Genomic DNA, 12,817 nt, shown 5'->3' on the forward strand with positions numbered 1-12,817 from the left:
GAAATTAACTGCGAACGCTTCTATTGCAAATTCATCGTCAGTAGTAGTTAATGGGGTTCTCGACCTCAGTGCAATTTCAGGTAATGTTCCGATTCAGAGCCTTGGCGGTTCTGGTTCAGTCATCTCGGGATCTATTGCTCCAAATTCATTGGTTATTACCAACGCAGGCGATACCTTCTCAGGTGTATTGAGTGGAACGGGTGGTCTCACGATTGCTGGTGGCACTCAAACACTGACTGGCATTAATACTTATAGCGGACCTACCACTGTTAATCAAGGCGCTACTTTAATTGCTGGTGTGCAATCTATCCCAGGCGATGTTGTCAATAACGGCGGCTTTAGCTTTAATCAGTCTATGTCTGGTACCTTTGCGCATAATATGAGTGGTACGGGCACGATGGTAATTTCTGGTACGGGCCCTATTACCTTAACCGGTACAAATACACAGGCTGGCGGAACCCAAATTGATTCTGGTGCATCACTCATTATTGGATCAGTAGGTGCCTTAAGTGGCAATCAAGTGCAGTCCAATGGCGGCTCGTTTGGTATCGTTGATGGCATTACGCTATCGAGTTTGAATATTGCAGGAAGTGTCACATTAACCAGCGATATCTATACTGCTGGTGCACAGTCTTACGGCAACATCAAGCTGGCACCATCAGTCGATAATCTGACAACCCTACAGACTGTAAATAGCAATATCACGATTACTGGTACTTTGGATGCAACAGTAGGAAAGATTCAATCGATTGAGATTAATGCTGGCACTGCCCAAGTAACATTTGGTGATAGCGTCGGTTCGATTGCAAGACCCAATAAACTCACGGCTACTGGTTCACGCATCTTTATCTTGGCAGATATTTTGACTGGTGATAAACAAACGTACAACGGCGCTGCCTCAATTGGTGATGGTACTTATATTGGCAAGCCTTTAGTCATCGGCTTCTTGTACGCTTCACATAAGCAGTATTTTGAGTATGTGGCAAATGGTGTGACTAGCGCGATCAGTTACCTCAATAATGATCCGCGCTATATCCGTACTTTGGTATCCCAAGATCCAACGGTAACCTTTAATGGCACAGTAAATGATGTGACAGATTACACACACACCTTATTGGTGGCTGCAATTGCTGCTAACGCAACAAGTGCGTTGGCTGCATCCACCATGCCAATCATTAACTTCAACGATTCGGTGAGTACGACTATTCCTTTGTATAGCTTAAATGTACAAACTATTGCCGCTCTGAACAATACTAATAATCCTGATTTAGCGAATTATGTTGGCCAAATTAATCTCGCCGGGAATGTGACTACGTATTCAAATCAGGTATTCCACTCGAACAGTATTCCCGTTCTCAATGGAAGTCAGCCGATCACTTTCTCTGTTTATGATCCCACTGCATCGGTCTCATTCTTGTTGCCACCGCAATTGGCTGGGGCCTTATTTAATCCAAATCTAGTGATTAATAGCCAAACAAATCTTGGTATCTGGGCTTCAGGCTTTACACAAAATGCCGCACTCGGAGCTCCGTCTGCTGTCATATCAAACTTCAAGACTTCATACAGCTCCAATCTGGATGGTGGCGCTCTTAGGGATGTAATAAGTCGCTTTGCAGATGAAGCGCAGATCAGCATAGCTTATTCATCACGTTCTGGGGTTACCGTAAGTTCGCCAGATAATGTGGAGCTTGTTCTAGATGGTAAAAAGAAAGCCATTAAATCTGTTGGGTCAGATTGCGATTCAGATGATTCTGATATTGTTGATTGCAGTTCGCCATAAGAAAACCCGGTACAGTTAAGTAAATTTCCGGCAACTTTAAAAGGGCGCGCCTACTGAAGTGAATGTTAGGGTGTGCTATTGCCCTAAAAAGGTGCATGATTTGCCTTTTGTATAAACAGCGCTAGGGCGGCGGTATTCAAAGTCAAAACCCCTAGACTTTTAATGGCCGCATAGTGCATTGGGTTACAAACCACCAGCACCCCAAACCCAAGTACCCCAACTATTACAGAATCAACCTATGTTGCTGCAATGATTTACTATAGAAAAACTCTCTTTGGTAGTGGACCTAAATTGACAGCAGTTCATTATTGAGCACTACTAAGGAAACCGGCATGGGATTGGGGTTATGGCTCTGTAAGCATATTGTTACTAGATATAGTGGCTCGATCCATTATGAGGACGCAGTTGGAGGCGGAGCTAAGCTTGTTATTGAATTGCCTCTTAATTAGCCGATGAGCTAATTGACCCCAGTCTTCATGAGGAAGACTATAGAGACCTATTCGTTCGGGGTCTTATGAACTTAGCAGAAATACAATCCTTTAAGCAAATTGGCAGACGCCTTCGCAGTGAGCGTGAAGGGCGAGGCCTAACTTTGCCTGCGGTTGCTAGATTGTGTGGAATGAGTGTTTCTGAATTAGTGCGCATTGAAAACGGCGAATTATTGGGATTTAGACAAGTGCTTGAAGATGCCTTAACTAATGCTGAGGTATATGCGAAAGCTCTAGATGTTGCGTTGGACAATACGGGGATGGCAACAATAAATGCTAAAAACGATGAAGTTTTTATTCCAGTCTTTTTAAGAAAAAAATAATTATTTCGTCTTACCCGATCCTACGGGCTAACCACTTTGGGTGAAAACTTAAAGTGGTTTTTCTATATTAGCTCTAAGGCAGCTATCTTTAGAGCTAATAGCATTCAATATTTGAAACCACTAAATTTATGAGACATTTTTAATGCCAATCACCCTTAGGGGGGCAACCTCTTAGGAATTTTCTCGTGCCTTACCAAGTTCACATTACAAGCTCAAAATTCTCGCTAATTTATTTGGCGGTATTAGGTACTTTTTTTTCTTCATCAGTTTATGCGCAGGCTGGTCCTGATGCAGGGGCATTGCAACAACAGCTACAACGAGAGGTAGACCGTGATCGTCCAACAGTAGCTCCGGAAGACCTGATTAAAAAGCCCGTGAAACCAGTACGACCACAGTCTGGCACTAAAGCTATTGATGTAAAGGCTTTTAAAGTCTCTGGAATTACATTGATTACACAAGAGCAAGCGCAAGAAGTCCTTAAGCCGTTTACTGGTCGCCAACTAACGCTCGACCAAATTAAAGAGGCGGGTGAAGCGGTAACGAATCTATATGGTCAGATTGGAAGAATGGCGCAGGCCGTTATTCCACCGCAAGATGTAGTTAACGGCCTTATTGAGATCAAAATTATTGAAGGCAGGGTTGGCGATGTCATTATTGAGCTTGATAACTCCGCGCCTAGTCGTCTTAAATCCGAGGCAATACAAAAATTCATCACCAGTAGCAATGCGCCAGGTGATTTTATGGATTTGAAGGGTTTGGAGCGTAGCTTAGCCATCTTGAATGAAATCTCTGGCAACGAAGTCAGTGGTGAGTTGGGTCAAAGCGAAAAGGAAGGTGCAACCAATATTTTGGTGAATGCAAAAGACACCGGTTTGTTTGCAGGCAGGGTAGACCTCTCTAACTATGGATCTGCTAACACCGGTCCAGCCCAAGCAATTGCTAGCTTGAGTTTAAATAACCCGAGCGGCATTGGGGATCAAGCTACTTTGGATGTAATTGGCTCACAAGGATCAGTCTTTGGACAATTTAAGTACGGACTGCCGGTTGGTTACGATGGTTGGAGGGTATCAGCAGGTGTAAGCGCTTTAGATTACAAAAGCTTAAGCAGTTATTCACCCACAATTTCTCAAGGCACGGCTCAAACCTACGGTATTTACTCAAACTATGCTTTGGAAAGAACTGCAAGGTCTAGTAAAAACGTTACCGTGAACTTTGAAAATAAGAACTATAACAATCAGACGAACGGCGTTGAGAGTAGTAATTATCAAATTAATAACCTAAGTGCGGGCATCAATGGTACGAATTATCTTGGCTCAGCCTATGTTAGTTGGGGCGCAACGGCGACAGTAGGGTCTTTATCAATTAATAATATAAACCAGGCAAATAATGATGCGCAGGGAGCTGCCACTAGCGGTTCATTTGGAAAATTAGCCTTCAATGGCTGGATTACGCAGCCCTTGGCAGTGAATAAAACTAATTTAGTTGCCTCAATTTATGGCCAATTAGCCAATAAGAATCTCAATAGTGCAGAGCAGCTCTATTTAGGGGGTCCATATGGTGTTCGTGCCTATCCAGTGGCGCAAGGTGGCGGTGCTCAAGGAGCGGTTGCTTCGGTGGAGGTTAATCACACCCTGATTCAAGACTTGCAGGTCGGGGTATTTTTTGATGCAGGCTTGATTCAGCAATACATCACAACCTATAGCAACTGGCAAGGTCAAACTAATGCAAACAATACCTATTCTTTGTATGCAACTGGATTATCAGCAAAGTATCAGTACGAAAAAGTTCAGATCTCTGGTTCATTGGCATGGCGCGTTGGCAATAATCCACTCTATACACAAAGTGGCCAACAGTTAAATACAGACAATATGTATAGAACAGTGCAGGGTTGGATTAAAGGCACAATCTTTTTTTAATGAAACAAAAAATAACTTGATTTGCTAGCTGAAGAGCTAATGTTCAATTGCACAAGAAAGTAATAAATTCATCAGCTCGTAGATAAATTACTCTTTTGAAAAAACAAAGATCGCCTTCTCCACAGTTCAAAGCCGCTAAGCTATTAGCGGCTTTAGCTATTGCTGGTTTTGCCCAGCAAGCCATGGCAGCTGCACCTGCGCCGAATGCTTTGCCAACGGGAGGCAAGGTTGTTGCTGGCACAGCAGCTATTGCCCAGGCGGGCAATACAATGAACATTAATCAGTCCAGCCAAAGAGCTGTGATTAATTGGAGCAGTTTTGATGTCGGTTCAAAGGCAACTGTGAACTTCAATCAGCCTAACGCTCAAGCTGCAACTCTAAATTACGTTAATAGTGCATCCAAATCGATGATCAATGGCGCAGTCAATGCCAATGGCCAAGTTATATTTATTAATAACAACGGAATCGTATTTGGGAAGGGTGCTCAAGTAAATGTGGGAGGCATGGTTGCCACTACGATGAATACCTCTGCCAAAGAATTTATGGATGGTAAGGATATTCAGACTTACGAGGGTGGTACTACCGGTAAAGTTATTAATAAAGGCAATATCACTGGCAATAATATTAATAGCTATATTGCATTAATGGCCCCCCAAGTAATTAATACAGGCGTTATTACTGCATCAATGAGTGGCAACAATGCAGTTGCATTAGTTGCAGGTCAAAAAGTTACTTTGCAATTCTCCGGAAGCCAATTTGTTAGTGTTTCAGTAGATGCTTCAGTAGTTAATGCATTAATTTCTAATAAATTATTAATTAATGTAGGTAATGGCCAGGTAATTATTGGTGCAAATGCTGCTCAAAATCTCATGGGCTCATTAATTAAAAATACAGGTACGATTTCTGCATCTGACATTAATACTTCTGGTGGAAAAATCTCATTGACTGCCGACACAATCGAGCAAAGTGGTGTGATTGAATCCAATTCTGCACAAGCGGCCGGTGGAAGTATTAGCCTCAAGGGTAATAAAATTACTTTGGCCGGCGGATCAAAAACAACTGCTACTGGTGCAACTGCCGGTGGCAATATCAACATCGGCGTGAACAACGCAGGCACTCAATCAGTACAAAACGCTATTGATAACAACAATTTAGCAAACACAGTTAGCTTACAAGCTAATGCAACTGTGGACGCATCTGCAACACAAAGCGGTAATGGTGGCACGATCAATATCTGGTCCAAGTTATCAACCATGGTGGCTGGCACACTATCAGCAAAGGGTGGGGCGCAAGGTGGTAATGGCGGTTTTATTGAAACCAGCTCTAAGGGCAACGTATCAATTGCAAGCTCTACAAAGGTCGATACCAGCGCGCCTAAAGGTAAAACTGGTCAATGGACTGTAGATCCGATGACCTTAATCATCGATAGCACAGCAGCATCAGTGATTAGCAACGCTCTTAATACGACTAACGTCACCTTGGATGCGACTGGAAGTTCTTGCGCATTTGGAGTGTGTAGCAATAGTCAATCTCCATTGATAAGGATCATGGCTGGTGCCGATATTTATTCTGGCAATACAGCCACTTCATTGAGCTTGATTGCTACTGGCGGTCAAATTGATATCGATAGCAATATCACCGCAGGTTCAGTTTATGCCGTAGCTCAAGCTATTAATGTAAATGGCTCCATTAATACGAATGGCGGATCTAATTCCAATATTTATTTAGCTGGTGCAATTATTAATATTCTTGGCAATATTAATTCCAATGGCAATAGTTCAAATAACACCAATTCAAATAATTTAAATTCTGTAAATACGACCATCGGAAATAATCGCCGCAATGGTCAAAATGGATTAAATGCAGATAACAATATCTACACCAGTAACGGCGGCTTAATAAATATTCTGGCAACTGACGAAATTACTGTTAACGCAAATAGCTATATTTCCACTAATGGTCAAAATGGTGGAGCAATCAGTATTGTTTCTACAGCCGGTAAAACAACAATTAACGGCATTATTGATTCGGTTGGAAAATCAGTAAATGGCGGCAATATTACGATCGTTGGAAAAACCCAAACGGATGTAATTGCAGCACTCATTAGCTCTGAAGGATTAAGTCAGGGTGGGGTGATTAATTTAGGCCAAGTAAATAACTTGGGGAATGGCACCATTCTTGCGCCGCCAGCCACTGCACCCCCAGCACTAACTAACTTTGTAAACGCAGCAGTAGCAAGCGCAGCAGATTCAAATCACAGCATCACCAGCAACAACATCAATATTGATGGCCAAACAGGCATCAACTCACCAAACGGCAACATCGTCGTTTTCGGTGACCAAATCCAAATTAATGATTCCAGCATCTCAGCAACGAATGGCATGATTGTCATAGGCCGTGAAGGCTACTCTTCGGGCGGACTTTCAGCTCTCACTGCAGTTAGTAATTCCACATTGATTGCCAACAGGGTGGAGACATCAGGCACTTTATTCGCTACTGAAAACAATGCTGTTAAGGCTTCTGAATGGTTATTAGATCCGACTAGCGTAACTATTACCACTACCGCATCGAGTGGAACTGGAGCAACACTTGCTTCTGCATTGGCGCTTGCGGGGGCAACTAATATTAAAAATACCGATATTCAGACCGCTATTAATGCTGGTACGTCTGTCAATATCATTACTAACGGTACGATTACCCAATCTGCTGCCTTAACGTTTGCCAATAGCTCTGGAACTGCAGCTACATTAACTTTTGACAATACGTCCGGCTCTAAGCAACGAATTTTGCTTTCTGGCGGCATTACCGCTACCGGAACTTCAGCCGTTAACATCATTGCAAAATCTGCTGGTGGCTTAATTCAAACTACCAAAACAAGCACAATCACTACTGCCGCGATTAATGTTACGGGTGATGTGACCTTTGATAACACTTATGCGGTAGGTGGCACAACTAGCGGCTTCATTACGGAGCTAAATGGCCAGACTTATGCTGGCACTATCAAGCCCGGGTACAACGCCAACGCAGTCGCTACTGATGGTCAGTCTGGCGTGAGAAACAGCGATTCAATTACTGCAAAAAATATTACTCTGAAAGGTGCTAATGGCTATGCGAGCACTACGCTTGGTGGATTTGGCGTTTGGGTTGAGGGCAATCTTGAGGCTACTCAAGACATCAATGTAACTGGCACCCAAACCTTTACGCCAATCACTAGTGGTTATATTAGCGGCGTCTATACCAATAGCGCAATCACAATTAACAGCACTTCTGGAGTGGTTAATATCACCGGGAAAGTACGACCTACCGGCGTATCAGGTGCAAGCGCTAACTACATGGGCACTTTCTTTAATAACGGCGCTAGCACTCGCAATATGACTATTACGGGTAATCAAATCAATATCGCTGGTTACTCATCTAACTCAGTAGTTGACACCAATACTCTTTATTATGGAATCTATTCTTTAGGTACGAGTTATGTTATCAATTCTGGTTCTAACTATGCGAGTGGTGGGACAGCGGTTTCATTCCTTGGTTCAGCACTTCCTAACGCAGAAGGCGGAGGATATGCGCTAGTACTTGGTACTGATGCTGCGTCGACCTACAGCACCAATACGGGTTTTGGTTCTGTAAGCAATAATGCTAGCGGTGGCGATATTAAATTTACATCGTTAAATGCGCCGATGTATGTTGCCTTCAACACTATTTATGCAGCTGCGAACAATACGGGCGTTGCCAGTTCAATTACGTATGATTCAACAAGTGCAACCAATAAAGGTTCAATTGTGAATTACGGTGTGGTAACTGCAGCCTCGGGTGGTAGCACTGCAGTTAATTTAGTACAAAAGTCTAATGGTGCAAGGATTATTGATGGCACCGGCGCAATTTCAGTCTCTGGGTATGTCAACATAGACAATACCAATGGTTCTGACGCTACAGCAACTATTGCAAATGCAAATGGTGTAACAATTACTGGTGCCGTGACTGCTGGCGCATTGGCTGGCTCTACTGGCGTAACGATTAATGCTATTGCCTCTGTAACAGGTGTTGGCATTAACGATACTGCCGCTATAACTGCAACCGTCGGTCCTGTAAGTTTGACAGCAAAAAGTGATACAGCAACATCGATTAATTTAACATCTACAAGCACCATCACCTCGGCTGGTGGCATTAGCGTTATTGGTTCCGGTTCATCCTCAGCGGGTGGAACTGCTGGTGCGGTATCTGTGCTTGGCGCCATTTCTAATACTGGTGCAAATGGTGTAGTTATCTCTTCAACAGGTAATGCCGGAACGGGCAACGTTTCTGATTCTGGATCAGGCGGCATAAGCATTACTGGTGGACTAGGAGTTGCCGCCGGTACAACAACTAATGGTTCAATCACTGCTCTTGGTACATTGGCTAATACTGGCGGTGGAGTAATTGCGCTATCTACGTCACAACCCCAATCTATCGCCGGAACCCCTAGTACTTCATCTGACTTTGTTGCAGCTAAGGTGGGAATTGATTCATCAAATGCCTCAACTTCAAGCAATGTTTCATACGGAAATATTGGTGGCGTTATGGGCTCAGTGGATGTCGCCACAGTAAATACTGTTAATTACCGCAATATTCTTAGTGGCGGTACTCCCATCACAATTACTGTTGGCGTCTATCAGCAGGAATATGGCACTGCTTACAACGGCACTACGGCTACGAATTGGATTACCAATCCAACTAATGTCACAGTTACATCGGCTGGCGGGGGTGGAGCAGGATTTGGGGTGGTAGTGCCTACTACTTCACAAGTGCTTGCCTCATTAAGATTTGCCGCAAACCTTGGGGCTGGCGGTAATTCCAATCTAGTTCAATCTTTAACAGATTTATCTACTACTGGCGCCATCTTATCTTCCTATGGTGCGGTGACTGTCACGCCGGCAGCTAATCAAAATAGCTATACCATTACCCGCAAAGCGCTGACAATAACCGCGCCGGGCGGAACAAGTGTCTATAACGGTACTTCTACCTATAGTGCGTTGCTTGGTTCATCAGTTTCTGTTTCAGGATTAGTTACCAGTATTGGCGGAGTGTCTACCGGTGATGCAGTGGCAGGTGTTACTCGTGCCCTTAGTTCTGGTGGGACTACTTTATCTGGATCAAGTATTGCGCAAGTTGGCTCTTATACTGATTCGGCCTCACTAGCAACCGGATCAGGTTTATCAAATTACTCAATCGTCTATGTTACGGGTGTCGTTACTGTAAGCCCTGCTACCTTGACTATTACTGGTGGCAATAGAACGACTACCTATAACGCCACTTCACAAACTAACGCCTCTTATACCGTTTCTGGTTTGCTGGGAACCGATGCTGCCAATAGCGTTCAGGGTGTTGCTACGGGAACCAACGCAGGAACCTTCAATGATTCATTGAGCAGAGCTACCGGGTCTGGATTGTCTAACTACAATATTGTTTATGTGAATGGTGCCCTAACAATTGGCAAAGCAAATTTAACAATAACATCTACAACAACGAACTCTGCATACACTGGGAGCGCTCAAACCGGGTCGTTTACTACCAATGGTTTGCTAGGTTCAACTGATTCAGTCACAGGTGTATCGGGCGCCGCTACTGGAACTGATGCAGGCACTTATACAAGTTCGTTGAGCAGTGCTACTGGATTAGGCTTATCGAACTACAACATTACCTACATCAATGGTGGTTTGAACATTAGCAAAGTAAATGCAACCCTAGTAGGGCAGGTGAATACCCTGACTTACAACTCAAGCGCTCAAAATAATACTGGAGCAGTATTTACTGGGTTGGTGGGCAACGATATTATTGCAGCAGGTGTTACTGGCTATGCGGTAGCGACCCATGTTGCGCAGGGTGCAATTGCCGATAACTTAAGCGCTACAGGCTTTAATTTATCTAATTACAACCTCACCATTACTAATGGAAGCTTGAGAATTAGACCTGCAGCTTTGAACATTGTGGGGGCGCAATCCACGTCTTCCTATGATGCTACAACCAAAGTAAACACCTATACAGCAACGGGTTTGCAGACTAATGATGTCATTGCAGTTTCAGGCAAGGCTAGCGCAAAAAATGTTAGCACTATTAATGATAATTTAAGCGTTGCATTCACAACAGGTTCAGCTTCTGATTACGTAACCACTCTGACAAATGGCTACCTAAAAATTACACCAGCCATCATTACTATTAGCGGTATTACCGCGAATAACAAGCGGTATGAAGCTACTACGGCGGCAACATTAAATGTGGGTAACGTTTCTTATTCGGGTGTTTTACCTGCTGATAATGGTCCTGGAATTGTTGTGGTTAATACAGCTACATTAACCGGCACCTTCTCAGATAAGAATGTTGCAGATGGAAAAACCGTGCTGATTTCTGGGATTAGTATTAGCGGAACAGGGGCAGGGAACTATCAACTTTCAGGTGGCACTACCACAACGATAACCGCCAACATTACGCCAGCACCTTTAACTATTACAGGAGCATCTGTAACAACGACTTATAACGGAGCAGCTCAATCGTTAGCGGCTCCGTCCGTGACGGGTTTATTTGCCGGAGATAATGTCGTAGTTTCAGGGACGCCAAGCGCTAAAAACGCAGGTTCATATACAGCAAGCTATGCAACTACTGGAGTTGATGCCGGCAATTACACGCCTACTGCCAATGCCCCAGTATTAACTATTCAGAAGGCTGCGTTGGTGGTGACTGCCGACAATAACGGTAAGATAGTCACTCAAGCTGATCCCGGCTTAACTGCTCAACTAACAGGTCTGCAAGGAAGTGATACTGCAGTTAGCCTTGGCTTTACATACAATGTGGGACGAGCAGCTGGTGAGACGGTAGTAGGAGGCCCTTATGCTATTAATGCCACCCCAACTGGGGCCACCAGTTTGGCCAACTACGCCATTAGTTATGTCCCCGGAGTATTTACTATTACTCCGGCTGGAACAGTGCTGATTAAGATGAATCTAACCACAAGTACCTATGGAACAGTGGTTCCTGGTTCGATTGAATCGGTATCTTATGTAACCAGTACTGGTAATACTTTGCGTAACCTAGCTCTTAAGACTGGAACTAGCAATGTTTATACCGATGGCATTGTTGGCGGAGGTGAAATTACTATTAACCCAACCACTACCGCTACCGCTACAACTAACGTTGGCACTTATGTAGGCGCAATCAGCAATACAAACAGCGGTACTGCAACTTCAAATGGGCAATTTACTGCGGTTCAAACCATTGTGAATACTGCCGTTATTAATCAAGCTAACTTAACCATAGCGATTAATCCAGTTACCAAAACATATGATGCAGCTGCGTTTACTGCTGCAGGTGCAACAGCGGTGCCAACAGGCCTGATGAACGGTCAAACATTAGCAGGTCTTGGTGGCGTTACTTATTCTGGAACTGCTATTGGGGCAATTAATGCTTCAACATATGATCTCCTCGGATCAGTTGGCACTGGATTTTCTAACTACAACGTCACCGTTGTCCCTAGTACGCTAACGGTTAACAAAGCACCGCTCACAATTACTGGCGGCACCGCCACTTATACATTTAACAATACAACGCGTACCAATACTTATACCGTCGGTGCATCGCAACTACAGGGCACTGATAGTGTTACGAGTGTTACGGGGCTGGGTGCAGGATTGCATGTAGGGGCTTACACAGACGGATCTCCCACTGCAATGAGTGCGGTAGGCTCTGGTTTGACTAACTACGCTATTACCTACATTCCTCACGGAATTACCATTACTCCTGCTGAACTAGTTGCCATTGCAACTCCGACAAATTCTTCTATGTATTCTGGCGGTACTGCTGTACCAAATTCCACAGTACTCACTGGTGTTATCGGCGGAACAGTTGTGAATGGGACAACTAGCCTCACTTTGTCAGGGGCGGGGGTAGGTGCGCAAACTATCATCAATAATGGCACTGCATTATTAGGTCCTAATGCAGGTGACTACGTCGTGATCAGCTCTAATCTGGCTAACACCAGCACCAATCAAGTTACTCCCAATATTGTTTTAGCCGGCAACGGTGGTGGCTCAGTAACTATTACGCCGGCACCATTAACGATTACAGGTGGTACAGGCAGCTTTGTATTTGATAACACGCTGCGTACAAACACCTATACAAAACTTGGATTATTGGGCAATGACACCGTAACCGGCGTTCTTGGTCTAGTTTCACAAACTCACGCTGGTACCTATACAGATAATCTTTCTGGTGCAACTGGTGTTGGAATAGGTAATTACTCGATTGCTTATAACAATGGCGGTATCGTCATCAGCAGGG

General features: G+C 44.0%; 4 protein-coding genes and 1 pseudogene. All 5 read left to right on the plus strand.

Annotated features, from left to right (window positions below; all coding sequences use genetic code 11):
• Positions 1-1,780, plus strand: a pseudogene (locus tag AOC28_RS10960) (hypothetical protein); the annotation flags it as partial.
• 308 nt (positions 1,781-2,088) lie between these two features.
• Positions 2,089-2,229, plus strand: a complete 141-nt coding sequence (locus AOC28_RS11645) for an ATP-binding protein (protein WP_348534741.1) — start codon at positions 2,089-2,091, stop codon at positions 2,227-2,229.
• A 65-nt stretch (positions 2,230-2,294) separates the two neighbouring features.
• Positions 2,295-2,591 (plus strand): helix-turn-helix transcriptional regulator, encoded by a 297-nt coding sequence (locus AOC28_RS10970; RefSeq protein ID WP_072584019.1) that lies wholly within the window; start codon positions 2,295-2,297, stop codon positions 2,589-2,591.
• 185 nt (positions 2,592-2,776) lie between these two features.
• On the plus strand, positions 2,777-4,507 hold the full coding sequence (locus AOC28_RS10975) for a ShlB/FhaC/HecB family hemolysin secretion/activation protein (protein WP_072584020.1): 1,731 nt from the start codon (positions 2,777-2,779) through the stop codon (positions 4,505-4,507).
• A gap of 95 nt (positions 4,508-4,602) precedes the next feature.
• A partial coding sequence (locus tag AOC28_RS10980) for a filamentous hemagglutinin N-terminal domain-containing protein (protein WP_072584021.1) occupies positions 4,603-12,817 on the plus strand: 8,215 nt, incomplete at its 3' end.

It is taken from the genome of Polynucleobacter sp. MWH-Adler-W8 (assembly GCF_001889925.1).
Lineage (GTDB): Bacteria > Pseudomonadota > Gammaproteobacteria > Burkholderiales > Burkholderiaceae > Polynucleobacter.

Excerpts from the sequence above, each read along its gene's own strand:
- AOC28_RS10970 (WP_072584019.1), top strand. The coding sequence starts at position 2,295 with ATGAACTTAGCAGAAATACAATCCTTTAAGCAAATTGGCAGACGCCTT.